Raw genomic sequence first — 26,127 nt, forward strand, 5'->3', positions numbered from 1 at the left:
ACGGGGCCCGGGTTCATTTCTCGTTGCGGCGTCTCAGATAACGCTGGAACTCCGCGGCGAGGGTGTCACCGGTGCTGCCGGGCAGGCCCTGGGAGTCCTGCTGCTCCTCCAGGCTCTGGATGTACTCGGCGACCTCGGGATCGTCCTCGGCCAGCTCGTCCACCCCGCGCTGCCACGCCTTCGTGAGCTCCGGCAGTTCGCCGGGGTCCAGTGCCTCGTCGATGAGGTCCTCCACACGGGTGAGCAGCGCCAGCGTGGCTTTTGGGTTCGGCGGGCTCGCCACATAGTGCGGCACCGAGGCCCACAGTGTGATGCATTCCAGCTTCGCACGGTGGCAGGATTCCGCCAGTACACCGATGATGCCGGTCGGACCTTCGTAGTTGCTCGGTTCGATACCGATTTCGGAGATCAGCCGCTCGTCGGTGCTGGATGCGCTCACCGGAAGCGGTCTGGTGTGCGGGGTGTCGGTGAGCATCGCGCCGAGCAGGATCACCGCTGAGGGCCGCACCGTGCGGAACGAGGAGACCAGCGCCGAGCAGAAGCCGCGCCAGCGCAGATTCGGCTCGGGGCCGGCCACCAGCACCAGATCACGATGGGCGAGATGGCAGACCGAGACCCGCGTGCTCGGCCAGCGGAGCTGGCGCCCGTCTTCGGTGAGTTCGATGCGCGGACGGGTGGTCTGGAAGTCGTAGTAGTCCTCGCTGTCGAGTTCCCAGGCCATGTCGGTGGAGTGGGTCTGAGCCAGATGGTTGACCACTTCCGTGGCAGCGTCCGCTGCGTCATTCCAGCCTTCGAATGCGGCGATGACTACGGGATCACGCAAGTTCCCAAGATCCGCTGTCATGGGCACAGATTACCGATCCGTGGCCTGGCCACCTACCGACTCACCTTGCAGCGGAATGGTCGCACCAGCTCCGTGCTGACGCAGCGCTTCACGCTGATGGATGTGCGAACATACGCCGACCACGAGTCACCGCATACGCAGATGCGTCTGGGACACAGCGAGCACCTGCTGTTCGCGCGTGCCTGCGCTGGCCTGCACGAGATTCCCGCCAGTACGCGAGAAAATGCGTCCTTGTGCCGCTACGCCTACTCTTGGGCGCGTGCAGAACACGGGTCTTCGTCAACGTCTGGGTCATGAGGTACTGATCGGGGACGGTGCGATGGGTACCATGCTGCAGCAGCATGACCTCACCCTCGATGATTTCCAGGGCTACGACGGCTGCAACGAGATCCTCAACATCACCCACCCGGAGATCGTCGCCGGAATCCATCGTGCCTACCTGGAGGCGGGTTCGGACTGGGTCGAGACGAACACCTTCGGCGCGAATTTCGCAGCGCTCAACGAGTACGGGATCGTCGACCGGCTCGAGGAGGTTGCCGAGGCCGGTGCCCGCATCGCCCGTGAGGAGGTCGACGCTGCGCCCGGCGAGCACTGGGTCTTCGGCTCGGTCGGCCCGGGTACGAAGCTGCCCACACTGGGCCAGGTGGGTTTCGTCACGGTGCGCGACGCCTTCCAGCAGCAGATCGCCGCGATGATCCGCGGCGGCATCGATGCCGTCCAGATCGAGACCTGCCAGGACCTGCTGCAGGCCAAGGCCGCCGTCATCGCCGCGAAACGCGCCCGCGAACAGGCCGGGGTGGATCTTCCGATCATCGTCTCGGTGACTGTGGAGACCACTGGCACGATGCTGGTGGGAAGCGAGATCGGTGCGGCGCTGACCACCTTGGCGCCGCTGGGCATCGACGTCATCGGACTGAACTGCGCCACCGGTCCGGCGGAGATGAGTGAGCACCTGCGCTATCTGGCATCCCACGCCGAGTGCGCGCTGATGGCCATGCCCAACGCCGGGCTGCCGCAGATCACCGCCGAGGGCGCGGTCTATCCGCTCACACCGGACGAGTTCGCGGCAGCGCTGCAGGACTATGCCGAGCGCGACGGGCTGGCCTCGCTGGCCGGCTGCTGCGGCACCACGCCAGAACACATCGCCACGCTCCGCCGGGTCATCGGTGAGCATCGCCCGGTGGTGGCGCGCACCCCGGAGCATCTGAATGCGGTGAGCTCCTTGTACTCCGAGGTGCCGCTGCACCAGGACACCAGCTACCTCACCGTGGGGGAGCGCACCAACGCCAACGGCTCCAAGGCCTTCCGCGAGGCCATGCTGGAGGGCCGTATCGACGACTGCGTCGACCTTGCGCGCGCCCAGAGCCGTGAGGGTGCTCACGTCATCGATCTGTGCGTTGACTACGTGGGACGCGATGGCAGCGCGGACATGGCCACTCTTTCGTCGCGTTTCGCCACTGCCAGTACCCTGCCAGTGATGTTGGACTCCACCGAACCGGCGGTGATCCAGTCCGGCCTGGAACACCTGCCCGGCCGCTGCATCATCAACTCCGTCAACTTCGAGGACGGCGACGGTCCCACCTCGCGTTTCCAGCGGGTGATGCCCGTCGTCGCGGAGCACGGCGCCGCGGTGGTCGCCCTGACCATCGACGAGGAGGGCCAGGCCCGCACCGCCGAATGGAAGCTGCGGGTGGCCGAGCGGCTGCTCGACACGTTGACCAACCAGTGGGGCATGGATGAGGCCGACATCCTGGTGGACTGCCTCACCTTTCCGATCGCCACCGGCCAGGAGGAGACTCGCCGCGACGGCGTGGAGACCCTCAACGCGATCCGTGAACTGAAGAAGCGTCACCCCCGGGTGGGCACCACACTGGGCTTGTCCAACATCTCCTTCGGGCTCAACCCGGCCGCCCGGGTGGTGCTCAACTCGGTCTTCCTGCACGAGGCGGTGGAGGCCGGGCTCGACTCGGCCATCGTGCGCGCCGCGAAGATCATGCCGATGGACAGGATTCCCGAAGAGCAGCGTCAGGTGGCCCTGGATCTGGTCTACGACCGCCGCCGCGAGGGATACGACCCCCTCACCAAGCTGCTCGAGCTGTTCGAGGGTGTCACCGCCGCCGAGATGAGGGCCGGAAGGGCCGCTGAGCTGGCTGCGCTGCCGCTGAACGAGCGTTTGCAGCGCCGCATCATCGACGGTGAGACGAAGGGTCTGGAGGCCGACCTCGACGAGGCGCTGGAAACAAGGCAGGCCCTGGACATCATCAACACCGATCTGCTGGCCGGGATGAAGGTGGTCGGCGAGCTGTTCGGATCCGGCCAGATGCAGCTGCCCTTCGTGCTGCAGTCGGCGCAGACCATGAAGATGGCAGTGAGCCATCTGGAGCCCTTCATGGAGGCCACCGACGAGGCCGGCAAGGGCACCCTCGTGCTGGCCACGGTCGCCGGCGATGTGCACGACATCGGTAAAAATCTGGTGGACATCATCGTGTCCAACAACGGCTACAAGGTGGTGAACCTCGGCATCAAGCAGCCGATCTCCACCATCGCGTCGGCGGCGGAGGAGAACAACGCCGATGTCATCGGGATGAGCGGGCTGCTGGTCAAGTCCACCATGGTGATGAAGGACAATCTCGCCGAATTGGACCGCCTCGGCCTCTCGGAGAAATATCCTGTGCTGCTCGGTGGTGCCGCGTTGACGAGGGCTTTCGTCGAGCAGGACCTGCAGGGCCAGTTCGGCGGCACGGTGCGCTATGCCAAGGATGCCTTCGAGGGTCTGGCCCTGATGGATGCTGTGATGGCCGTCAAGCATGGCGTGCCGGGGGCGCATCTGCCTGCTCCGCGTACCCGCAGACTGCGCCGTACGGCGTCACTGTCCGACACTGGAAATGACCAGGAGCAGGTCCGCTCCGAGGTGGCGCGCCCGGTGCCCGGCAGTGTCGAGGTGCCCACCGCACCCTTCTGGGGTACGAAAGTCTCCAAGGGCATACCACTCGGCGAGATCGCGGCATGGCTGGACGAGCGTGCGCTGTTCGTCAGCCAGTGGGGTCTCAAGGCGGTGCATGGCGGCGAGTCCTCCGAAGAGCTGCTGGCGCACGAGGGCACGCCCCGGCTGCGCGGCTGGCTGGACCGGGTCCAGGCCGAGGGACTCGCCGTGCCCGGCGTCGTCTACGGCTATTTCCCCTGCTTCTCGCAGGGCAATGAACTGGTGGTGCTCGATCCCGAGCACCCGGACGATCTGGACACCAGCGTCGCAACGATGAGCTTTCCCCGCCAGCGGGCGCAGCGCCGGCTGTGCATCCCCGACTTCTTCCGCGACCGCGGCGAAGCCGAACAATGGGGCCCCGATGTGCTGCCCCTGCAACTGGTGACGATGGGTGACAAGCTGACCAAGGCAACGGGCACGCTGTTCGAGGCCAACGAGTACCGCGACTACCTGGAACTGCACGGGCTGTCGGTGCAGCTGGCCGAAGCACTCGCCGAGCTGTGGCACCACCGGATCCGCGAAGAACTGGGCGTGGCCGGCGAGGACGGCGACCTCAAGGGGATGCTGCGTGACCAGGCCTATCGGGGAAGCCGCTACAGCTTCGGCTATGCGGCCTGCCCTGACCTGGAGCAGCGTGCGATCATGGTGAATCTGCTGCGCCCCGAACGCATCGGTGTGGAGATCAGCGAGGAATACCAGCTGCATCCCGAGCAGTCCACCGATGCATTCCTCGTGATGCATCCGGAGGCCAAGTATTTCAATGCTCGATGAGCGCCATACGGGCTCAGGTGAGAGACTGGGCAGCCGTGACCTGCGGCAAGCTGAAGCACGCCCGCGCAGCGGAACGCACAAAGGAGACGCGTTGAGCGAGATGGACCCGGCGGCCTGGTCAGGCGTCACCACCGGCGTGCTGCGCGAGGGCGAGCGCGTCACCCTGGCCGACATGAAGGGCCACCGGCATTCCCTGGTGCTCCAGGCCGGCAAGACCTTCCACACCACCAAGGGCGGCATGTCGCACGATGACATCATCGGCGAGCCCGAGGGGATCGTGGTGAAGACCGTGGGCGGCACCGAATTCACAGTCTTCCGACCGCTGCTGAACGAATACACCGTGGCCATGCCGCGCGAGGCGGCCGTCATCTATCCCAAGGACGCCGCGCAGATCCTCATGTGGGCAGACATCTTCCCAGGTGCCAGGGTGCTGGAGGCCGGTGTCGGCTCAGGGGCGCTGAGCCTGTACCTGCTGCGCGCCATCGGGCCGGCGGGCCACCTGCACAGCTACGAGCGCCGCCCCGAATTCGCCGAAGTGGCACAGCGGAATGTGGCCGAATTCCTCGGTCACGGGCATCCGGGCTGGCAGGTCACGGTCGGCGACCTCGTGGAGAACATCTCCGATGAGCCGATCGATCGCGCCATCCTCGATATGCTGCGCCCCTGGGAGTGCATCGACGTGGTGGGCGAGCACCTCCAGCCCGGCGGGATGCTGTGCTGCTATGTCACCACGACCACGCAGATGGGACGCATCGCGGACCAGCTGCGCGCCCACGGCGGCTTCACCGAACCGAAGCTCACCGAGACCACCGTGCGAGAGTGGCATGCCGAGGGGCTGGCCATCCGGCCCGGGCACGGCACCAGCGCGCACACGGGATTCCTGGTGATGAGCCGGCGGATGGCTCCCGGTGTGCTCGCCCCGGTGAAGCGCCGCCGTCCAGCACCCGGTGCCTACGGCGCCGACTACCACGGGCCGCTGCCGCGCAATGTCGCCCCCGAACATCTGGAGGCCAACAGGGCACGCGACGAGGACGACTCCCAGCAGATCGCGCCCGCGGTCCGCAAGGCCTTGCGCAGGACGCGATGACAGCTCCCGGCACGGCTGCCGGGCCGCCCACCTGGATGGGTAGTCTGGGCCCGATGATTGACCCGATCCGGCGCACCGGCGTCCAGGCCAGCCGCACTGTGGGCGGCGCCTTCAATGCCGCGTTGCTGTCGGCATCCGGCTCGTCCTTCCTCGACCTGGCGCACACCGTGGAGCCCCGGATCCTTCCCCCGGACTCGGTGGCTGTGCCCGCATCGGCCCTCGGTCCCCAGGCCACCACGATCGTCGCGTTGCGCCACCCGGGCGGCGTGGTGATGGCCGGGGATCGACGCGCCACGCAGGGCCACGAGATAGCCCAACGTGACATCGAGAAGGTCTTTCCCGCCGACGACCACTCGCTGGTCGGTATCGCCGGGGCAGCCGGGTTCGCCGTTGATCTGGCCAAGCTGTTCGCCGTGGAGCTGTCCCACTACGAGAAGATCGAGGGTGCGCCGCTCAGTTTCGACGGCAAGGCAAACCGGCTCGGCACGCTGGTGCGCGAACACCTGGGACTGGCCATGCAGGGCTTCGTGGTCGTTCCGCTGTTCGCCGGCTGGGACACCAGAGCGGCAGCAGGTCGGATCATCGGCTATGACGCCACCGGCGGGCACTACGCGGAGACCGCCTTTGCTGCCACCGGCTCGGGTGCGTCCTTTGCACGCGGGTCACTGAAGAAGCTGTATCGCGCCGACTTCGACGAGGAGCGTGCCGCGCTGGCCTGCATCCAAGCGCTGTTCGACGCAGCCGACGAGGACTCCGCAACCGGTGGTCCCGACATCGCGCGTGGCCTGTATCCGGTGGTGATCGGTGCTGGGGCCGGTGGCATCCGCCGGTGGACCTCCGAAGAGGTGGCCGAGCTGTCCGCGCGGCTCATCGAGGCCCGCATGGTGCGTCCCGACGGCCCGGAGGCACCGCTGCCATGAGCATGCCCTTCTACGTTTCCCCTGACCAGCTGATGAAGGACAGGGCAGAGTTCGCCCGCAAGGGCATCGCCCGCGGCCGCTCGGTGGTGACCGCCCGATACCGCGACGGCATCGTCTTCGTGGCCGCCAATGCCTCCCGCAGCCTGCACAAGATCTCCGAGATCTACGACCAGATCGGCTTCGGTGCGGTGGGCCGTTACCACGAGTTCGAGAGCCTCAGGGTCACCGGGGTGCGCTACGCCGACCTGCGCGGCTACGCCTATGACCGGTCCGATGTCGCCGCCCGTGGGCTGGTGAATTCCTACGCCCAACTGCTCGGCGCTGCCTTCAGCTCCGGCGGCGACAAACCACTCGAGGTGGAACTCGTCGTGGCAGAGGTCGGACTGGAAGCCGCAGACGACACCATCTTCCGGATCAGTTTCGACGGCACGGTCGCCGAGAGTGAGGATCTACTGGTGATCGGTGGTTCAGCGGAGACCCTTGAACACGCCCTCTCCGCTCACCACGACCCCGAGGCATCCCTCGGCACGGTGCTGCGCGAGGCCGTCACCGGCCTGCTCGGTGAAACTCCCGATCCGGGCGACATCGAAGCGGCGGTGCTGGATCGTACCCGTGTCCAACCCCGCAAATTCGCCCGGCTCAGCACAGACGCCGTCGCCCAGCTGATGGGCGGTCAGGACTGAGATGGTCGATCAGGAGAATCTCCGCACCATGGTCACTGCCCCGACACCACCGGGCACTGACCAGCGAGCAGAGGCCTTGGGTCCGGTCGTCGTCATCGGGGCCGGTCTGGTCGGTGCTTCGGTGGGATGTGCGCTCACCCGCGCCGGAGCCACCGTGCACCTGCGGGACCGGCGGCGTTCCCATGCCCTGGTCGCAGCGGGCATCGGCGCCGGAACCGTCACGCCGCCGGCAGCTCGCGAGGTGAAACTGGTCGTCGTGGCCGTGCCGCCCGACGCCGTACCGGAGGTCGTGGAGCGGGCGCTGAAGCACTACCGCCACGCAGTGGTGACCGATGTGGCTTCCGTCAAGACGCCGGTCGTCGAGGCCTTGCGTGCCCGTGAACTGAATCTTGACCGCTACGTGGGCTCCCATCCAATGGCCGGTTCGCAGTATTCCGGTCCGCTCACCGCCACCCCGCAGCTTTTCGTCGATCGGCGCTGGGTCATCGCCGACGGCACCGGAACCCCCGATGCGGTCAGCACGGTGGAAAGCCTCGTCGCGGTCTGCGGCGCGCGCCTGATCCACCTCAGCCCGGCCGACCACGACAGGGCCGTCGCCGAGGTGAGCCATGTGCCGCAGATCATGAGTTCACTCACCGCCGCCCGGCTGCGCGATGTGCCCTCGGGAGATCTGCTGCTGGCCGGTCAGGGGGTCCGCGATGTCACGCGGGTTGCCGGTTCGGATCCCGTGCTGTGGGGTCAGATCATCACCGCAAACCACGAGCAGATCGCCGCCCAGCTGCGCAGAGTACGAGACGATCTCGACCGCATGCTGGAAGCGATCCAAGCGCAGGAACCCGCCGGCGTGGGAGAGGTCATAGCAGAGGGTCAGCAGGGCGTCGCGGCGCTGCCAGGAAAGCACGGCCGATCCACCACCAACCTGGACACCGTCGTGGTCGAAATTCCCGACGCCCCCGGCGCGCTGGCAAGGCTGTTCGCCGACATCCAGGCGCAGGGCGTCAACATTGAGGATTTGTCCATCGAGCACGACATCGCCAAACCCGCCGGTTATCTGTCGGTGGCAGTCGGCGCCGACCGTGCCGCGGATCTGCGTGCGGCGATGAGCTCCGCCGGCTGGGGCCTGAGATCCTGAGGCCATGAGCATCCGCATCGCCGAAACCGGCGCGACCGAACCCATGAGGAGCACATCAATGTCCGACAAGCCCGAACTCGTGGTCGCCATCGACGGCCCCAGCGGGGCCGGTAAGTCCAGCACTGCGCGCGGGGTCGCATGCCGGATGGGAATGGCCTTCCTGGACACCGGTGCGATGTACCGGGCGATCTCGTGGGCATGCCAGACCGACGGCATCGATCCCAATGACCAGGCCGCACTGCTCGTGAGGGCCGAGACGGCCGACCTGCAGGTCGGAGTCGATCCACAGCATCCCACCGTCGTGCTCGACGGCCACGACATCACCCGTGAGATCCGTCGGCCGGAGGTGTCGGCCAATGTGAGCACGGTGGCCGTCATCCCGCAGGTGCGTCAGCTGCTCACCGCTCAGATGCGCCAGACCATCGTGTCCTGCCGCAGGATCGTGGTGGAGGGCCGCGACATCACCACGGTGGTGTGGCCGCAGGCGGCGGTCCGGGTGCTGCTGATCGCCGATTCGGAGATCCGGATTGCACGCAGGGCCGCGGAAGTGCGGGGACGCCCAGGCCACGGCGAGGTCAGGGGCTCCATCGTCGACCGCGACCGCAAGGACGCCACAGTGAGCCAATTCGAGATCCCCGCGCCCGGTGTCGAGCTCATCGACTCCACGCTGCTGGATCTCGGTCAGGTCATCGACCAGGTGATCGCGCTGGTGCCCGAGAAGCTGCGCTGAATCCCGGCACAAGGCCGGATCCATCGTGATCGACTAGCGTGGGCATCATGTCCTCCGCCGATGCTCCCGCAATGCCCCCACGTCCCGTCGTCGCGGTGGTCGGGCGCCCGAATGTCGGCAAGTCCACCCTGGTCAACCGCATCCTCGGCCGGCGCGAGGCCGTCGTGCAGGACACCCCGGGCGTCACCCGGGATCGGGTGAGTTACGACGCCGAATGGGCCGGCCATGATTTCGTGCTCGTGGACACCGGTGGCTGGATCTCCGATGCCTCGGGGATGGCCGCCCAGATCGCAGAGCAGGCCGAGACCGCCATCCAGCTGGCCGATTCGGTGCTGTTCGTCGTGGACGCCACAGTCGGCACCACCGACGAGGACGAGGCTGTGGTGCGGGTGCTGCGCCGATCCAAGCGTCCGGTTGTGCTCGCTGCCAACAAGGTGGACGACCCCCGTTTCGAGGCCGATGCCGCGTCGATGTGGAATCTGGGTCTCGGCGAGCCCCATGTCGTCTCTGCCCTGCACGGTCGCGGATCAGGTGATCTGCTCGACGCCCTGGTGGCGACCTTTCCCGCCCACCCAGGGGGCAGCTACGACGACGCGAACCGCGGCCCGCACCGGGTGGCCATTGTCGGCAAGCCCAATGTGGGCAAGAGCTCGCTGCTCAACCGGCTCGCCGGGTCCACCCGCTCGGTGGTCAGCGATGTGTCCGGTACCACCGTCGACCCGGTGGACGAGCTGGTGCAGATCGGGGGAGAGGCCTTTCGGCTCATCGACACCGCGGGCATCCGCAAGCGCGTCAAGGAAGCCTCCGGTTCGGAGTACTACGCCTGGCTGCGCACCCAGGCGGCCATCGAACGCGCCGAGATCTGCGTCGTGGTGATCGACGCCGCCGAGCCGGTCAGCGAGCAGGATCTCAAGATCCTGTCCGGAGTCGAGGAGGCCGGCCGCGGCATGGTGCTGGCCTTCAACAAGTGGGATCTCACCGACGAGGAGCGCCAGCGCTATCTGCGACGTGAGGTGGAACGCGATCTGCAGGCCTGGTCGTGGGCCCCGTCGGTGAACATCTCTGCGCTCACCGGGCGCAATGTCGACCGGCTCGCCAAGGCGATCAACATTTCCATCGGCGGCTGGACCACCCGCATCACCACCGGCAAGTTGAACGCCTTCCTGGGCAGGATCGTCGCGTCCAACCCGCATCCGCTGCGCGGCGGCAAGCAGCCCCGCATCCTCTTCGGCACCCAGGCCCAGGACTGCCCGCCCACGTTCGCGCTGTTCACCAGCGGTCAGCTCGACCCCGGCTATGTGCGCTTCGTGGAGCGCCGGTTGCGTGAGGAATTCGGCTTTGTCGGCTCGCCGATCCATATCCAGATCCGGGCCCGTGCCAAGCGCAAGGACCGCTGAATCCGGGGTTGTTGGTGCGGGCCGATAGGCTCGCAAGGTATTTGCATCGCTGTCCGGAGCGTGTGCGGGCGCTGCCCGGTTGCTGCGGCGCAGCCCTGCCTGAAAGTCCTCGATGCAGATGAAGGAGCTCGTGTGGCCGTCGCCAAGACCGATCTACTGGGAGCCACAGTGACAGGACGGGCTCCGGCGCCCCGGCGCACCGGGCCTGCGCTCGCCGTGCTGCTGGCCGGGGCATTCATGGCACTGCTCGACACCACCATCGTCAATGTGGCGCTGGCCCCGATCAGGCAGTCCCTCACCGCCTCGGAGTCCACGCTGTCGTGGATCGTGTCCGGATACGCCCTCACCTTCGGGCTCGCGCTCATCCCGGCAGGGCGCATCGGCGACCGGATCGGCCACAAGTGGATCTACCTGGTAGGCATCGCGCTGTTCACTCTCGGTTCGCTGGCATGCTTCCTCGCCACTGACAGCACACAGCTGGTCATGGCCCGTGTCGTGCAGGGCCTGGGAGGCGGCATCTTCTTCACCACGGTCACCGCACTCATCCAGCTGATGTACCAAGGCCCCGCCCGTGGCAAGGCCTTCGCCCTGCTCGGCATGGTCATCGGGGTGTCCACCGCACTGGGCCCACTGATCGGCGGGTTGATCATCCAGGCCTTCGGTGAGACCGATGGCTGGCGTCTCATCTTCGCCGTGAACCTGCCCATCGGCGTGGCCACCATCATCGCCGGACTCATCGTGCTGCCGAGGCGTGGCACCCATGGTGCGTCGACGTCCGGATCCTCCGGGCTGGACTGGTTCGGCCTGGTACTGGTCTCGGCCGGCCTGGTGGGCCTGCTCGTGCCACTCATCGAAGGCCAGGAGCAGGGCTGGCCGGTGTGGACCTTCGCCAGCCTGGCCGCAGGTGTGGTGCTGCTCGTGGTGTTCGCGCTGTGGGAGCGCCATGCCGAGCACAACGGGGGTAGCCCATTGGTGCCACCGCATCTGTTCATGCACCGCTCGTTCACCTGGGGAAATGTGCTGGCGATGGTCTTCTTCGCGGCCTTCACCAGCATCTTCTTCGTGCTGGCCCTGTTGTGGCAGGCCGGCCTCGGCCATTCCGCGCTGAATGCCGGGTTCATGACGCTGCCCTTCGCCGTCGGCAGCTTCGTCGGATCCGCACTGAGCCACCGCTTGGCGGCCCGTTACGGACGCGGCGTCCTGATGGTGGGCCTGGGAATGGTCGTGGTCGGTCTCGCTGCCACTCTGGTGTTGCTGTGGCGGGTGCCGCCGCTGGACCTCACCATCTGGATGCTGGCGGCCCCCTTCCTGGTCGGCGGCCTGGGCAGCGGCATATTCATCGCGCCCAACCAGCAATTCGTGGTGGCCACTGTCGATCCGAGGGACGCAGGGGCGGCCAGCGGCGTGCTCAACACCGCCCAGCGCATTGGCGCAGCCATCGGCATCGCCGCAGTGGGTTCGGTGATGTTCGGCACCTTGAATGTGGGGCATGGCAGCCGCGCCGAACTGGCGTCCGGTTTCGCGTACTCCGCCACCCTGGCCATGTCGGTGAGCGTCGCCCTGTCGATCATCGCCTTCGGACTGGTCTTCACCCTGCCGCGCCGCCCACGAGTAACCGCACTGACACCTGAAAGCTAAGCACCTACGCCGAGAAGAGCACAGGAGACAGACTCATGAGCAGCACCGAAGTGGCCAAGAACACCGATCAGGCTGACACCGAGGATCGGTCCGCCGTCTGGGCGATGCCACCCGACGAGGTACTGGGCGTGGTTGAGGCCTCTCCGCAGGGTCTTGAGGACGACGAGGCGGCCAGCCGCCATGAACAACAGGGCCCGAATCTGCTCGAGCAGCGCGCACCTGAGCCCTGGTGGCGCAAGGTGGCTCGCCAGTTCAACGATGTGCTCATCTACGTGCTGCTCATCGCGGCCCTGCTGAAGGCGGTGATGGGGGAATGGGTCGATTTCGCGGTCATCATGGCCGTCACCGTCATCAACACCGCGATCGGCGTCATCCAGGAGGGGCGTGCGGAAAAGGCGCTCGACGCCATCAAGGGGATGCTCTCCACCGAGGCACACGTGCGACGGGACGGCGAATGGGTCAGCGTGGACGCCGAGCAGCTGGTGGTGGGCGACATCGTGCGGCTGCGGCCAGGGGACAGGATCCCGGCCGACATGCGAGTGCTGGAGAGCTCCGGGGCCCGGGCCGAGGAATCCGCACTCACCGGTGAGTCAGTGCCTGCGGAGAAGGACGCCAGGTCGGTCGAGGCGGGCGCCGGTATCGGGGATCGCTCCTCGATGTTGTTCTCGGGCACCATCCTGTCGGCGGGTTCTGCCACCGGCGTGGTCGTCGCCATCGGCAAGGACACCGAACTCGGCCGCATCCAAACCATGGTCTCCGAGGTCGAGCCCTTGGAGACTCCGCTGTCACGTTCGCTGGGCCGGCTCGGCAAGACGATCGTCTGGGGCATCATGATCGTCACCATCATCATGGGGATCATCGGTCATGTCATCCACCACATGAGCCCGGGTGATCTGCTGTCCGCGACCATCGGAATGGCTGTCGCTGCCGTCCCCGAGGGTCTTCCCGCCCTCGTCACCATCACCTTGGCCCTCGGTGTTCAGCAGATGGCCAAGCGCAAGGCGATCACCCGCAGGCTGCCCGCTGTCGAGACGCTCGGCTCGGTCACCACGATCTGCTCGGACAAGACGGGCACCCTCACCCAGAATGAGATGACCGCCGAGGTGATTCGCACCGCCGGCCGAGAACTCGATGTGAGTGGTCTGGGTTATTCCCCAGAAGGCGAATTCACCGAGAACGGCAAGCGGATCACCACCTCGGACCTTCCCGATGTCGCAGCGCTCGTCGAAATCTCGGCGCTGTGCAATGACGCCACCGTGCGCCGCGACGACGAAGGCCACTGGACGCTGCTGGGCGAGCCCACCGAAGGCGCGCTGCACGTCATGGCGCGCAAGGCAGGTTTCGACACCGAGTCGTGGAAACGGGACGGCGAGATCCCCTTCGACTCCGAACACAAGTACATGGCCGTGTTGGTGGGCGCCCACAGCGGTGGCGAGCGCAGCATTCTCGTGAAGGGTGCGCCCGACCGGGTGATTGCCCGATGCTCCAGCCAGCTCGACGCCGGCGGCGAGGACCAGCCCCTCGACGGGGACTTCTGGGCCGCCCAGATCGACGAGCTGGGCGGGCGAGGTCTTCGGGTGCTGGCCACGGCGCGGACCACCGCGGCTGACGATGCCGATTCCCTGGCAGACTCCGATGTCGCCGAGGGTCTGCAGATGGTGGGCCTGATCGGCATCATCGACCCGCCCCGCCCGGAGGCCATCGACGCCATCGCCCAATGCCGCGCGGCAGGTATCAGGGTGAAGATGATCACCGGCGACCACGCGGGCACCGCGGTGGCGATCGCCCACGACATGGGCATCCTCGACGGCCCGGATGACCGTGTGCTCACCGGTGCAGAGCTGGAGGCCATGACCACCGAGCAGCTCCAGATGGCCGCTCCCGACGTCGACGTGTACGCCCGCACCAGCCCCGAGCACAAGATCCGCATCGTCAAGGCGCTGCAGCATCATCACGAGGTCGTCTCCATGACCGGTGACGGCGTCAACGACGCCCCAGCCCTCACCCAGGCCGATGTCGGAGTGGCGATGGGTGTCAAGGGCACCGAGGCCACCAAGGAGGCCGCCGATGTGGTGCTCGCCGATGACAACTTCGCCACCATCGAACGCGCCGTCGAAGAGGGACGCCGGATCTACGCGAACATCCGCAAGTCCGTGCTGTTCCTGCTGCCCACCAATGGCGGTCAGGCCCTCGTCATCCTGGTGGCGGTCATCTTCGGCCTCACCATGCCGCTCGAGTCGGTGCAGGTGCTGTGGATCAATATGATCACCTCGGTCACGCTGTCCCTGGCGCTGGCAGGGGAACCCGCCGAACCCGACACGATGCGCAAACCGCCGCGCGACCAGCGGCAATCCATCCTCGACCGTGCCGGTCTGACAAGGGTGATCGCAGTCTCGTTGTTGATCGCAGCCGTCACGCTGGCGGTCTTCCTGTGGCAGAAGGACCACGGGGCACCGATCGACCAGGCCCAGACCACCGCTGTGACCACACTGGCGCTGGCCCAACTCGGCTATCTGTTCAACTGCCGATTCCTCGACTCCAGCTCCCTCACACCGCGGGTGCTGCGGGACAACCGGGTGCTGTGGTGGTCGGCCGGATCACTCATCGTGCTGCAGCTGCTGTTCGTCTATGTGCCATTCCTGAACGACCTGTTCGCCTCGGCGCCGATGAATTACGCGCAGTGGCTCTGGGCACTGGGCACCGCGGTCTTCGTCTTCCTGGTGGTGGAGGCGGGCAAAGCCATCACGATGCTGCGGCACCGCGGGGAGTGAGGTCCGGTCGAGCGAGGAGCAGGCCCTCGTTCAGCTCGCGCTCGACGAGGCTTGCGGCTGGTCCTGCCACTCGGCCCTGAGGTCGTCCTCGAAGCGTCCGCCGCTGCGAATTCGTTGCCGGAGGCCGTTGAGGAAGCCGTCCATCTGGCTGAGGAAGGCCAGATTGGCCCGCTCGCCGGGTGTGGTGTCGATGACATCGGCGATGCCGCCGTTCGCGATCACCACACGGCGGTCACCGAGCAGCGCCAGGATCGGGTCATGGGTGGACATCAGCACGATCTTGTCTGCGCTGACCAGCAGGTCCAGCGCCTGGCGGCGGTCGATGCCGGCATTCTCGATCTCGTCGATCAGCACGATCGGTGAACCCGACACCTGCGCGGTGTCGGCGATCATCAGGGCCCGCGACTGCCCGCCGGACAGCTGGGTGAGTGGAGTCTGCGGGTCGAAGGCCTCCCCGGCAAGCTCGTTCGCGCAGGCGATCACCTCCCTGGCGATCGCCTCCGGATCGTCCACCTGGCGGCTGCCGGCATGCAGGGTGATAAATTCCTGGGCAGGCAGGTCCATCACGAAGTTCATGTTCTGGGTGAGCTGGGCGACCAGCCGATGCCCCAGACGGAAACGCTGGTCGTCGGTGGGCAGCGCCGAATTGATGAGCACACTGCGCCCGGTGGGGGTGTCGCCCTGGGCGAGGGACTCGATGTCCTCCAGGAGCCTGGTCTTGCCTGCACCCGTCGGACCGACGATGCAGGTCACCTGGCCCGCCTGGATGGTCAGACCCTTTGCCTCGGGATTGCCGGACTTGTCATGGCCCGGCAGCAGGGTGATGCTCGTGATGGTCTGCTCGGGCTCGTCCTCCTGGGCGCTGACACGCTGCACAAAGTCCACGATGGCGCCGGCGAAGGAGGACTTGGTGAGCCCGTAGTCGGCGAAGTACTCGTCGGGTTGTTCGTCGAGCACCTCGACGACACTGCGCTGCGGCTCATCGGTCTCAAGGCGCACCGCAGAGAAGAAGTTCTCGATGTAGGGATGCTCTTCGAGCAGGTCGCCGATGCTGCGCTTCACCAGCACCTGCTCGGCCAGATCCATGTCCATCTCGGTGCCGCTGATACCAGGCGCCTCTGCCTGACTCATCGTTCCACGAACCTGATCCGGCGCAGATTGCCCGAGGCGAAGCTCTCATCGATCTTGGTCTGCCCGATGCAGTAGGAGCACAGCGCCGAGGGCATCGAGAAACGCAGGAAGTTGCCGATCAGGGTGTCGGTGTCCGGCTGCTCGGCAAACACCCTGCTCAGCGCGAAGGCGCCCTGCCCGGTGATGCCATTGACCGGCATGACCCTGGCAAGCCTGTTCACCTTGTTGATGCGGTCGTAGAAGACTTCGCGCTCGGCCTGGGAGACGATGTCTCCCTTGGTGACCGCGATGACGTCGGCGAAACGCAGCATCGGGCCGATCTTGTCGGGTGTGTTGATGCCCGACAGATTGTCGATCACACACACCGCCAGCACATGCCGCACATGCGGTGAGCAGCGCGAGCACAGACCGGCTGATTCGCTGATCAACAGGTCGAAGCCCTGCTTGCGGCCCCATTGCAGGGCTTCTTCGACATTGGTGATGAAGAAGTGGTCCGGGCACAGGCTGCCGGCAAGTCCCACCTGCACCGTCACATCGTGACGCCGGTATACAGAAGCGTCCGAGGTGGACAGGCAGTCGAACTTGATCACACCCACCTTGAGGCCCTTGGAGCGCAGGTGATCGATCGTCGCGAGGATGACCGAGGTCTTGCCCGCCGAGGGCGGCCCGGCGACAGTGACGAAACGCATCTCAGCAGGAGTTCTGGTGGTGGAAACGGGCGAAACGCAGGCCGAATTCGGCGTCCAGCGTCGGCTGGATGCCGGAGAGCACGTGGTCCCAGCCCAGCCAACGCACCTTCGCGCCCTCGGGCATGCCGTTGTCGGTGCCGGGGCGGGTGGAGGGGATCTGGTTGTCGGCGAAGACCTGGGCCATCGTGTCCGACAGCACGAAGTCGAGCAGCGCGTTGTTCTTCTCCGCGCGATCCCGCTTCACCATGAGGATGACGGGGTTGCAGTTCGCGCCGTCCTCGGGCCACACCAGATCGACCCTGCCCGGGCGAGCGGCGCCACGCGCGAAGACCCACGGGATCATGTACACGGCGGCCTGCGGGGTTCCGTGTCCGGCGCTCCGCGCGACCGTCGGGCCATTCATCGCGGTGCAGGCATTGCGTTCCAGAGCTGCCAGGCCGTCCTCACCGAAACGCTGCCAGACGGCAGTGGGGAGCCTCGTACCGATGGTCTGGTGGTTGTCCGGGAGACAGACGCTCGACTCCCACATCGGATCGAGAATGTCCTCGAATGAATGCGGTGCCGGACGGCCGTTGAGAGCCCGGGTGTCCACGAGCATGACCTCGGGATTCAAAGCCAAGATGTTGTATGCACCGTAGGAGTCGGTGAACCGATCCGCGGCAATGAGAAAAGGCGTGTTCGACACGTCGATGACCTTGTCGAACACGCCCTTGGACACGAAGCGGTCCACCATCGCGGGGGAGCCGAAAGGCCCCGATGCGAAATCGATGCAGATGTCGGGCAGCTGGTCGGGATCGGTCATGGCAGCCAGGTCACGAATGGTGCCGGTGCCGTCGACGTGCTCACCGCACGCATTGGGGACGAAGCTGTAGAAACGCTCACCGGTCGCCATCAGATGATCCCGCTCGAACTGGTCGAACGCTGCCTGGAAGCGGTTCTTCATCGGGCACGGAACTTCGACCTTGAAGTCGATCTTGTGCGGGGTGGAGTGCTGCTTCAGCAGGTCCGGAATACCGATCATCTGGGTCACTGGAGGGCTCCTTCAACGCACAGGACAGCAAGGGGTTCGATTCCAGTTGCCAGAATATGGTCCGGCCCAAGGGAACACCGGTTCGTCTCGGGCGGTTAACAGAAGTGTTACGCGGTTGTGCACGTGCACAACCGCGTGCAGCCGGGAGAACTGTGCGAGATCGTGGGAATAGAAGGCGCCGATTTCGCGCTGCACGACTCGGACAGCGCGTTCCCACCACGCACTACCTTCACACGTCTTGCACGGTGGCTTGTTCTCTTGTCGACCAGGTCATGCTGTCCGTGCCCTGCCCCCCATCGGGGCAGGGCAAAATCCGGCCTCGCAGTCGACGGTGGGTCCGGATGCGGGATGGTTTTCCGCAAAAAGTTAGGTTAACCTAACTTCACAGGGTTGCCACGACCCACGTGCTGAAAGCGCCCCCGGTTCATGCCCGGGGGCGCTTGTGCATCCCATGTCAGCGTCGCGTTGGCTGAGTCCTAGTGCACCAGTTCGAGATAGTCCGTGGCCATCGACATGTAGTCGCTCTCGAATTCGTCCATCGTCGGCAGGCTGACGCCGGCGCAGGCGGCGACGAAGCGATCCAGGTACCACTCCCAGGCCGGCCCGAGGGAGGGCAGCGCCTCAGCGTCCAGATTGGTCTGGCTGAACTCGATCTGTGTGCAGTTCATGCGGCCTCGCAGACGCACCGTGACGAGACATTCCTGCTCGTCCTCCCCGGTCCGCACAGACAGCAAGGAGGGTTTCTCAAGGGCCAGGATGTCGTGGCGCAACTGCATTGCGTCAGGGGTATCGGTATCCATCGAGACCATGACATGGCCTCTTGAGGGGTATCCGGACCACCGTCCGTACCACATGGCGAGCCGGTCTGGGCTGGTCAGCCAAGCCCATGCCTGCTCGATGGGGATGTCGACCTGTCGGACCAGAGTGAGAGTGCGGGTGTCGTCCGCCAGAGTTCCAGTGAGATCCATGGATGGGGCTCCTTTGCCTTCACCGATGTCGTCGTTCGCTCATTGTTGCGCAATCACGCTTCGTCCGCACCGTGCCATCCTCGTCACAGTGAGTCCTCTTCGGGGGTCTCGTGACGCTGGCGTCATGACTCAGCCGCAGCTCGCTCCTGTGGCGTGGCACCGATTCTTTCCGACAGCGCCTCCACCTGCTCGGGTGAGAGCGACGTCAATGTGGCTGCCGGAGTGAGGGTGAGCGGCAGCACCCGTATGTGGGCCTGCCTCCCGGAGGTTTCGTCAATGGTGCCAATGGTCTGGTCCGCCACATCCAGTTCGACCAGATTCGCGCCGCTGGCTGCCAGCGCCAATTCACTGCCGGCGGGTGCCAGCACCTGATTCTGGTTGATGATTCCTGCCGACACCAGCACGGGGATTCTTCCCCGTCGGCCGGCCATCGACTCCATCAGGGCGTGGTGATAGTGCCCCGAGAGGATCACTTGGACGTCACTGCGGCCCACCACAGCCGCGAGCTTGCTGGCGTTGAGCAGGCCGATGTCCTGGTGGATCGGGGTGACGGGCGCCACAGGCGGGTGATGGACGACCAGGACGGTGCCCGCGCCAGAATCCGTGGAAAGCACATCTGCCAGCCAGTCCAGCTGCTCACTGTCGACCACACCGTGGCTACGGCCTGGCACGGAACTGTCAAGGGTCACGATCCGGAAATCGCCCGCTGTGCTGATTCCGTAGGCCGGCCGGTCGTCCGGGTGCGCATCGGTCACCTCACCGAATGGGAAGTGCCCGTTGCCCAGTACCTGATGGAAGCCCGGGCGGCGGTCGTGATTGCCGGGCACGAGCACCATGGCGGCAGCGGCCCCGTCGCGTCCGTGACGAGCCGCGAAGCCGCCGAGCATCTCACGGGCATGGTCATAGGAAGCAACCGAGCCATCGTCGGAGACATCTCCGACAACCGCGAGCAGATCGATGGGCCCAACATTCTCAAGAATCTCGAGGGCCGCATGCAAGGTGGGATTCGGATCGACTCCATCCACGGTCAATCCGCCATCACCACGCAGATGCGTGTCCCCGATGTGAAGAATACGTAACGATGCCATTCGGACCCTTCTCGAAGAATGCTCAGTCAATCCCCGTGCCAGTGAATCACCGGCTTCCCCCACTGGGCGACCCGGTTGACGCTTTCCCGCGAATCGTGTTTTCCAAGGCCGTGACAAGATCGAGAGGTGAGTTCTTTGCGCGCAGTTTTCCTGGATTTCGACGGCACTCTCGCGGATGGCGGGAGGGTGCCCGATGCGCACGTCGAAGCGGTGCGCGCGGCGCGGAAGAACAATCGCGTGCTGCTGTGCACCGGTCGGCCCAAGGCGATGCTCAAGCAGGTGCTGCCGATTGGTTTCGACGGGATCGTCGCATCGGCTGGGGGTTATGTGGAGGTCAATGGCGAAGTGCTGTTGGATCGACGTTGGTCCGCGCCGTTGGCGAAGCGAGGAATCCAGGTCCTGGACGAGCACGACGTCGCCTATCTGCTGGAATCGCCCGAGTCGGTGCTCGGGCGTCCCGGCGTCGACGAACGAATCATCCGCCGGTTGGACCTGAGCGGCATCGACCCCGAGAAATTGGTGCCCGGTCTTGACATCCAGATGACTGATGATCTGTCGGGAGCCTCGTTCGCCAAGGTCAGCTGCTTCGACTCGGACGTTCCTGTTGACCAGCTCGCCGCCGAGATGGGCACTGAACTCGCCGCGGTTGAATCCTCGCTCCCGGGCGAGATGAAGAACAGCGGCGAGATCTACCTGAAGGATGTGCACAAGAACGACGGCGCAGCCATCGCGGCTGAAGCCCTGGGAGTGCCGCAGTCCGACGTGATTGCCGTGGGTGACGGCATCAATGATCTGGAACTCCTCGATTATGCGGGCCTCGGCGTGGCCATCGAAGGGGCAGACCCCAGGGTGCTCGCGGTGGCGCAGCGTCTCGCGCCACCGCCGAGTGAAGACGGTCTGGCAACGCTGTTCACTGAGTTGGGCCTGGTATAGCCGAGGGGATCACGGGTGCCACGGTGCTCAGCTCCCTTCGGGCAGCAATTCCTTGCGCATCAACTCGATGAGTGCTGCGGCGGCCCGGCGGGGTGGCCTCCTGCAGGGCACCGCGAACCACACCTCGAAGGGCGGGATGTGTTCCACCGGATGAAGCAGTGCGACACCGGGGGCATTGCGCGCGGCGAACTCCGGTAACAAGGCCAGGCCCAGACCGTGCAGTACGTACTCGGCGGCAGTGCCGATCTCGGCCACTTCCATGAGCACCCGGCGGGTCGTGCCGGATCGGGCGAAGGCGTCGTCGGTGATGCGCCGGGAGCCGTAACCGAGCGGTACATCGATGAATCCCTCGCCGTCGATCTCTGCCAGCGATACGCTGCCCTGCCCCGCGAGGTGATGGCTTTCCGGTACCACGAGCACGAAGGGCGAGGAGGCCACCACCTCGCCGCGCAGCGTGGCGGGCAGCCGATCGACTGCTGCGAGCAGGGCCAGGTCGATCTGACCGTGGTCGAGCTGGGTGACAAGGCCGGCAGATCCGAGCCCGGCGGCGCGAAGCTGCACAGTCACCTCTGGATTCGCGGCGTGGAAGCGTCCCAGCAGACCCGGCACGTCCACGACCGTGACGGCGGTCATGAGCCCCATCGTCACCGTGCCGCGCAGGCCGGACCCCGGTGAGGCCATCACCTCCCGGATCTGGCGCATTCGGTCGATGATCTCCAAGGACCGGGCGAGCAACTCGTCACCGGAATGAGTCAGCCGAATTTGGCGATGCGATCTGTCGAACAGTTCCACACCGAGATCGCGCTCCAGCTCCCGGACCGTGGTGGAGACGGCCGACTGCGCGAGCAGCAGTCTTTCGGCGGCACGGGTGAAGCTCAGGTCCTGTGCCACCGCCACGAACACGGTGAGATGGCGGATGTCCATGACTCCGATAATGCATCTGTTCTGGTGATAGGTGAGTTCTCGGATGAAGTCTTCATCAGAACGGTCAGCAGTATCACCATGGAGGGAGGCATAACGAAGGAAGTTTCATGAACACTGTCGTCGCACGCACCGCGCCCGACCAGCAGACTGGCAACGCAACCACCACCCCGGGCGACGGATCCTCCCCGGACGAACAAGCCGGCCAGGGCGGGAAGCAGTATGTGGGGGTGCGTCGCCGCTCGGCAGATGTGGTGGTGGAGACCTTGCGCGCCCTGGGCGTGCGCTGGGTCTTCGGTGTTCCCGGCGCCAAGATCGACCCGGTCTTCGACGCACTCGCCGAGGTGGCGGGCCAGTCAGGCGCACCCCGGCTGGTCACCTGCCGCAACGAGCAGGACGCCGCGTTCATGGCTGCAGCCATCGGGCGGATCACCGGAGTCCCGGGGGTCGTGGTGGTGACCAGCGGCCCTGGCACGAGCAATTTGGCGACGGGACTGATGACTGCCACCACCGAGGGTGACCCAGTGGTCGCCATCTGCGGTGCCGTCTCTCGTTCCCAAAGACTCAAGCGCACCCATCAGGCAATGGATTCCTCGCGTCTGCTCTCCGCAGTGACCAAGTCGGCTTCCGAGGTCACCAGCGCGGACAATGTCGCCGAGGCGGTGGTGGGCGCCTTCCGTTCGGCGCTGTGCGAGCCGCGCGGTGCCGCCGTGGTGGTGCTGCCTTACGACGTGTCGACCGAACCCACCGAGATCTCCTTCGCCCAGCCTGTGTTGCCGGCCCCGATGGGTCCGGCGTCCGCCGAATCGGTGGAGGAGGCGCTGACCCTCATCGCCGAGGCCCACTTCCCGGTGATTCTTGCCGGGGCGCGCAGCGGCGAAGACCGCACCGTTGAGGCATTCCACGATCTGCTCCGCGCCACCGGGCTGCCAGTGGTGGAAACCTTCCAGGCCGCTGGTCTCGTCTCGCGCGAGCTGGAGGCCAATTACCTGGGGCGCGTCGGTTTCGCCCGTAACCAACCTGGCGATGTGCTGCTGGATCGCGCAGATCTGGTGATTTCGGTGGGCTACGATTTCGTTGAATATGGCCCAGAAGAGTGGAATGTCTGCAAGAGCAGACCCATCATTCACCTGGATGAAATAGCAGCTGACTACGACAACGACTATCGTCCGGCCGTTGAGCTGGTGGGCAATATCGCCACCACGCTGAGAATTCTGGCGGGCCGTATCGGGCGTATCTCGTTGTCCGAGCAGGCCCAGCAGGACATTGCGCGTGAGCGCGCCAGGCTGGCCAGCACCGAGCTCGGTGACACCCGACATGACGATGGCCTGGGGCTCGATCCGGTCGCAGTGGTGGCGGGAATTCGTGCTGCGCTGCCGGATTCGGCGACTGTGCTGTGCGATGTCGGATCGCACTATCTGTACATGGCAAGGCATTTCCGCACCTACCGGCCGCGGTCCTTGCTGTTCTCCAATGGTCAGCAGACGCTTGGCGTGGCGCTGCCGTGGGCCATTGCGGCGAGCCTCGCCCGGCCCGCCACCCAGATCTTCTCGGTGTCCGGCGACGGTGGCTTCCTCTACTCGGCCGCCGAGCTCGATACCGCTGTGCGGCTGGGAGCCCAGTTCACGCACCTGGTGTTCAACGACTCGTCCTATGACATGGTGGCATTCCAGCAAATGCAGAAGTACGGGCGGACTTCGGGTGTGGAGCTGGGTCATCCCGATTTCGTGGAGTATGCGCATGCCTTCGGCGCCTATGGTCATCGCGTGACCAGGATCGAGGATCTCGTCCCGACGATCATGCAGGCAGCGCAAGAGACCGGACCGTCGATCATTGATGTTCCGGTCGATTACAGCAACAATTTGCAGCGGCTCGGCGGCGATCTGCTCGCCAACGTGTTGCTCTGATGACAATCGCCGACCAACCGCACCTGAATCAGGAGTCAACCATGGAACCCAAAACTCGACATTCCTTGTTCCAGACGAGCCTCATGAGCGCTCTGCTCGACGGCGTCTACGAGGACGAGATGACAGTCGATGAGCTGCTCGATCATGGCAGTTTCGGCATCGGCACATTCAATGGCCTCGACGGGGAGATGGTGGTCGTCGATGGCAAGGCTTATCAGTTGCGCGGCGATGGCTCGGTGCAGAGAGCGGCAGGAAATGCGGAATCGCCGTATGCCGTTGTGACGAATTTCGTTCCGATGTATTCCATGAAGCTCGCCGACAATGTGACTCGCTCCATTGCTCATGGATCCATCGACGAGTTGATCGACTCGCCGAACTATATGTATGCATTGCGGATCACTGGCCATTTCTCTGCCGTCACCACACGCACTGTCACCCGGCAGGAGAAGCCCTACCGTCCCATGACCCAGGCCACCGACGACGACGCAGTGCTGGAATTCACCGACACCACCGGGACGATCGTCGGTTTCCGTACCCCCTTGTACGAGCAGGGCATCGGCGTACCGGGTTGCCATGCGCACTACATCAGCGATGACCGCACGCAGGGCGGGCACTTGCTCGATTTCACCCTCGCCCAGGGCACGGTGGAGTTGTGCCTGTGCACTGATCTTCATCTGCGCCTGCCACTGACCCACGAGTTCCGCAAAGCGGATCTCATGCCGGAGGATTTGGCCCATCAGCTCGAGAAGACCGAAGTGAAGTCCGCCTCTGCCACTGCAAAGACTTCTGACTGAGCGGGCACCATCCGCGCGTACAGTCGGCGCCACACGGTGTGGCGGAGGAGTGCGATGAGCAAGAAGTTGAAGCCGAGGGAAGTCAAATGGCTGGACGGCCCCGAGGAACATGACTATCCGGCAGCTGCGTCCTACCTTCAACTGATCGCCCGACAAGAAATTGTCGGCGCATTGGTCGAGCGATTGAAGGCCGGTTCGATCGAGCATTTCAAGGCCAAGGACATCCTGCGGGCGGCGAAATTGCCGCTGCTCGGCCCCGACAATCCGCATGTGGCATCGGATCTTGCCAAAATCTCTGCGGGAAAGGAACTGTCGCCCATCCTGCTGGTGCGTGGATATCTCGCCCAGGACCTGCCGCTGCAGATCGCCGACGGCTACCACCGGGTGTGCGCCTGCTACCGGACAGATGAGAACATCGACATTCCCTGCATCCTGGCGGATCTGTGAGTTTTGCGCTGCTGGCGCTGATCTGCGCCGTGGCGATGCTGGGGCCGATCCTCAGTCTCAATGACGCTGTGCATGTGCCCGTCGTCATCGGGGAATTGGCCGTGGGCATGGGGCTGGGTTCAACCGGGTTGCGTGTGATCGATGCCACCAATCCGACCCTGTCATTCATGGCGCAGATCGGTTTCGCCCTGGTGATGTTTGTGGTTGGTAGTCATGTGCCGATCCGCGAGCATGCCATGGTGCGGGGCCTCCGCAAGGGAATTCTGCGCGCGGTGGCGGTCGGCGTGATCTCAGTGCCGCTCGGCCTGCTCATCGGTTCGCTGCTCGGAACTGGGCATGGTGCCCTCTACGCAGTGCTCATCGCGTCCTCCTCGGCGAGCATCGTCATGCCGGCGCTCGGTGGCACGGCTGTCACCAGCCCCGCCGGTCTGGAGATGCTCGCGCAGCTGGCGGTTGCGGACGCCTCATGCATCGTGGTGCTGCCCCTGGTGCTCGATCCCGCCCACGCTCTGCGTGCTGCCATCGGGGCGGTGGCGGTGATCGCCGTGGCGGCAGTGTTCTATGGCGTGTGGTGGTGGATGAACCGCTCGGGCTACCGCAAACGCCTGCATCGCCTCAGCGAGGACCGCGGTTTGGCGATGGAGTTGCGTCTGACGCTCACCATGCTGTTCACCTTGGCCGCCATTGCCGCAACGATGCATGTGTCGGTGATGCTGGCCGGATTCGCGATAGGTTTGGCCATGGCGGCGGTGGGGGAGCCGCGCCGGATCTCCAATCAGGCATTCGCGCTCACCGAGGGTTTCTTCGCACCCATCTTCTTCGTCTGGCTCGGTAGTTCTCTGGACTTGAGGACGCTGGCGAGCCATCCCCAGGCCATCCTGCTCGGGATATGTCTGGGTGCAGCGGCCGTGCTTGCCCACGGACTGATGGTGCTATCGCGTCAACCCTGGCCGATCGCGGTGAGTACTTCGGCGCAGCTGGGGGTGCCGGTGGGTGCTGCGGCACTCGGTACGACGATGGGTGTGCTCCGCGATGGCGAGCCCACCGCGATGTTGCTGGGAGCACTCATCACGATCACCGTCGTGACGGTGACGTCGAAGAAGGTCGTCGGGTTGATGGGTGCTCCCCAAGCATCCGCAGCCACTGCCGATTGACGGCCTGGACCATCCAGAAGAAGAGTTCCGGCAGTCATGCGGACAACAGTGATGAATGGGGCTCATCCCAATCGAGGGTGTAGTTGGGGTCTGAATCCGCCTGTCTCGA

General features: G+C 65.4%; 20 protein-coding genes and 1 pseudogene. 14 read left to right on the plus strand and 7 right to left on the minus strand.

Going from position 1 to position 26,127, the window contains the following annotated elements:
* Positions 1–13 precede the first annotated feature (13 nt).
* Positions 14–844, minus strand: coding sequence for a PAC2 family protein (locus ABF648_RS02435; RefSeq protein WP_415630704.1), 831 nt, complete (start codon positions 842–844; stop codon positions 14–16).
* Positions 845–1,103: 259 nt separating this feature from the next.
* Between ABF648_RS02435 and metH the strand changes: the two genes are divergently transcribed.
* From metH to ABF648_RS02480, 9 genes and pseudogenes are all read left to right on the plus strand, one after another.
* On the plus strand, positions 1,104–4,598 hold the full coding sequence (gene metH, locus ABF648_RS02440) for a methionine synthase (RefSeq protein WP_415630705.1): 3,495 nt from the start codon (positions 1,104–1,106) through the stop codon (positions 4,596–4,598).
* 133 nt (positions 4,599–4,731) lie between these two features.
* Positions 4,732–5,685: pseudogene (locus ABF648_RS02445) on the plus strand (tRNA (adenine-N1)-methyltransferase); the annotation flags it as partial.
* Between the two features lie 53 nt (positions 5,686–5,738).
* Positions 5,739–6,605: a proteasome subunit beta gene (gene prcB / locus ABF648_RS02450; RefSeq protein WP_415630706.1), complete on the plus strand. Its 867-nt coding sequence runs from the start codon at positions 5,739–5,741 to the stop codon at positions 6,603–6,605.
* Complete coding sequence (prcA, locus tag ABF648_RS02455) at positions 6,602–7,288, plus strand: proteasome subunit alpha (RefSeq protein ID WP_415630707.1); 687 nt, start codon at positions 6,602–6,604, stop codon at positions 7,286–7,288. The genes prcB and prcA overlap by 4 nt, the downstream gene beginning before the upstream one ends.
* A gap of 1 nt (position 7,289) precedes the next feature.
* Entirely contained in the window at positions 7,290–8,420 is a 1,131-nt protein-coding gene (locus ABF648_RS02460; protein WP_415630708.1) for a prephenate dehydrogenase, read from the plus strand.
* A 58-nt stretch (positions 8,421–8,478) separates the two neighbouring features.
* Complete coding sequence (gene cmk / locus ABF648_RS02465) at positions 8,479–9,150, plus strand: (d)CMP kinase (RefSeq protein ID WP_415630709.1); 672 nt, start codon at positions 8,479–8,481, stop codon at positions 9,148–9,150.
* A 47-nt stretch (positions 9,151–9,197) separates the two neighbouring features.
* Positions 9,198–10,547, plus strand: coding sequence for a ribosome biogenesis GTPase Der (gene der / locus ABF648_RS02470; RefSeq protein ID WP_415630710.1), 1,350 nt, complete (start codon positions 9,198–9,200; stop codon positions 10,545–10,547).
* A gap of 132 nt (positions 10,548–10,679) precedes the next feature.
* Positions 10,680–12,185, plus strand: a complete 1,506-nt coding sequence (locus ABF648_RS02475; RefSeq protein WP_415630711.1) for an MFS transporter — start codon at positions 10,680–10,682, stop codon at positions 12,183–12,185.
* A 35-nt stretch (positions 12,186–12,220) separates the two neighbouring features.
* On the plus strand, positions 12,221–14,956 hold the full coding sequence (locus ABF648_RS02480; RefSeq protein ID WP_415630712.1) for a cation-translocating P-type ATPase: 2,736 nt from the start codon (positions 12,221–12,223) through the stop codon (positions 14,954–14,956).
* 30 nt (positions 14,957–14,986) lie between these two features.
* Here ABF648_RS02480 and ABF648_RS02485 read toward each other — a convergent pair whose 3' ends face one another.
* The 5 genes from ABF648_RS02485 to ABF648_RS02505 form a co-directional block, all read right to left on the minus strand.
* Complete coding sequence (locus ABF648_RS02485) at positions 14,987–16,087, minus strand: ATP-binding cassette domain-containing protein (RefSeq protein ID WP_415630713.1); 1,101 nt, start codon at positions 16,085–16,087, stop codon at positions 14,987–14,989.
* Positions 16,084–16,776 carry a GTP-binding protein gene (locus tag ABF648_RS02490; protein ID WP_415630714.1) on the minus strand — a complete coding sequence of 231 codons (693 nt, stop codon included), beginning with the start codon at positions 16,774–16,776 and terminating at the stop codon, positions 16,084–16,086. The genes ABF648_RS02485 and ABF648_RS02490 overlap by 4 nt, the downstream gene beginning before the upstream one ends.
* A 1-nt stretch (position 16,777) precedes the next feature.
* Positions 16,778–17,797: an ABC transporter substrate-binding protein gene (locus ABF648_RS02495; RefSeq protein WP_415630724.1), complete on the minus strand. Its 1,020-nt coding sequence runs from the start codon at positions 17,795–17,797 to the stop codon at positions 16,778–16,780.
* Between the two features lie 485 nt (positions 17,798–18,282).
* Entirely contained in the window at positions 18,283–18,774 is a 492-nt protein-coding gene (locus ABF648_RS02500) for an SRPBCC domain-containing protein (RefSeq protein WP_415630715.1), read from the minus strand.
* 122 nt (positions 18,775–18,896) lie between these two features.
* Entirely contained in the window at positions 18,897–19,862 is a 966-nt protein-coding gene (locus ABF648_RS02505) for a metallophosphoesterase (RefSeq protein WP_415630716.1), read from the minus strand.
* Between the two features lie 126 nt (positions 19,863–19,988).
* Between ABF648_RS02505 and ABF648_RS02510 the strand changes: the two genes are divergently transcribed.
* Positions 19,989–20,795, plus strand: a complete 807-nt coding sequence (locus ABF648_RS02510) for an HAD-IIB family hydrolase (RefSeq protein ID WP_415630717.1) — start codon at positions 19,989–19,991, stop codon at positions 20,793–20,795.
* Between the two features lie 27 nt (positions 20,796–20,822).
* Here ABF648_RS02510 and ABF648_RS02515 read toward each other — a convergent pair whose 3' ends face one another.
* Entirely contained in the window at positions 20,823–21,719 is an 897-nt protein-coding gene (locus ABF648_RS02515) for a LysR family transcriptional regulator (protein WP_415630718.1), read from the minus strand.
* A gap of 107 nt (positions 21,720–21,826) precedes the next feature.
* On the opposite strand from ABF648_RS02515, the gene alsS reads away from it, so the two are divergent.
* The 4 genes from alsS to ABF648_RS02535 are packed head-to-tail and all read left to right on the plus strand — an operon-like array spanning position 21,827 to position 26,018.
* A complete protein-coding gene (gene alsS, locus ABF648_RS02520; RefSeq protein WP_415630719.1) occupies positions 21,827–23,623 on the plus strand; it encodes an acetolactate synthase AlsS in 1,797 nt (598 codons plus the stop codon).
* 41 nt (positions 23,624–23,664) lie between these two features.
* Positions 23,665–24,417, plus strand: coding sequence for an acetolactate decarboxylase (gene budA, locus ABF648_RS02525; protein ID WP_415630720.1), 753 nt, complete (start codon positions 23,665–23,667; stop codon positions 24,415–24,417).
* A 54-nt stretch (positions 24,418–24,471) separates the two neighbouring features.
* On the plus strand, positions 24,472–24,864 hold the full coding sequence (locus ABF648_RS02530) for a hypothetical protein (RefSeq protein WP_415630721.1): 393 nt from the start codon (positions 24,472–24,474) through the stop codon (positions 24,862–24,864).
* On the plus strand, positions 24,861–26,018 hold the full coding sequence (locus ABF648_RS02535) for a cation:proton antiporter (RefSeq protein ID WP_415630722.1): 1,158 nt from the start codon (positions 24,861–24,863) through the stop codon (positions 26,016–26,018). The genes ABF648_RS02530 and ABF648_RS02535 overlap by 4 nt, the downstream gene beginning before the upstream one ends.
* Positions 26,019–26,127: the final 109 nt, after the last annotated feature.

This window comes from Propionibacterium sp. (assembly GCF_047719395.1).
Taxonomy (GTDB): Bacteria; Actinomycetota; Actinomycetes; order Propionibacteriales; family Propionibacteriaceae; genus Propionibacterium.

Bases quoted from the DNA above. Each gene is read 5' to 3' on its own strand.
- ABF648_RS02460 (WP_415630708.1), top strand. From the start codon at position 7,290: ATGGTCGATCAGGAGAATCTCCGCACCATGGTCACTGCCCCGACACCA.
- ABF648_RS02435 (WP_415630704.1), bottom strand. From the start codon at position 844: ATGACAGCGGATCTTGGGAACTTGCGTGATCCCGTAGTCATCGCCGCA.
- ABF648_RS02480 (WP_415630712.1), top strand. From the start codon at position 12,221: ATGAGCAGCACCGAAGTGGCCAAGAACACCGATCAGGCTGACACCGAG.
- ABF648_RS02500 (WP_415630715.1), bottom strand. From the start codon at position 18,774: ATGGATCTCACTGGAACTCTGGCGGACGACACCCGCACTCTCACTCTG.
- prcB (WP_415630706.1), top strand. From the start codon at position 5,739: ATGATTGACCCGATCCGGCGCACCGGCGTCCAGGCCAGCCGCACTGTG.
- cmk (WP_415630709.1), top strand. From the start codon at position 8,479: ATGTCCGACAAGCCCGAACTCGTGGTCGCCATCGACGGCCCCAGCGGG.
- alsS (WP_415630719.1), top strand. From the start codon at position 21,827: ATGAACACTGTCGTCGCACGCACCGCGCCCGACCAGCAGACTGGCAAC.
- ABF648_RS02490 (WP_415630714.1), bottom strand. From the start codon at position 16,776: ATGCGTTTCGTCACTGTCGCCGGGCCGCCCTCGGCGGGCAAGACCTCG.
- der (WP_415630710.1), top strand. From the start codon at position 9,198: ATGTCCTCCGCCGATGCTCCCGCAATGCCCCCACGTCCCGTCGTCGCG.
- ABF648_RS02530 (WP_415630721.1), top strand. From the start codon at position 24,472: ATGAGCAAGAAGTTGAAGCCGAGGGAAGTCAAATGGCTGGACGGCCCC.
- ABF648_RS02495 (WP_415630724.1), bottom strand. From the start codon at position 17,797: ATGATCGGTATTCCGGACCTGCTGAAGCAGCACTCCACCCCGCACAAG.
- budA (WP_415630720.1), top strand. From the start codon at position 23,665: ATGGAACCCAAAACTCGACATTCCTTGTTCCAGACGAGCCTCATGAGC.
- ABF648_RS02515 (WP_415630718.1), bottom strand. From the start codon at position 21,719: ATGGACATCCGCCATCTCACCGTGTTCGTGGCGGTGGCACAGGACCTG.
- ABF648_RS02485 (WP_415630713.1), bottom strand. From the start codon at position 16,087: ATGAGTCAGGCAGAGGCGCCTGGTATCAGCGGCACCGAGATGGACATG.
- ABF648_RS02505 (WP_415630716.1), bottom strand. From the start codon at position 19,862: ATGGCATCGTTACGTATTCTTCACATCGGGGACACGCATCTGCGTGGT.
- prcA (WP_415630707.1), top strand. From the start codon at position 6,602: ATGAGCATGCCCTTCTACGTTTCCCCTGACCAGCTGATGAAGGACAGG.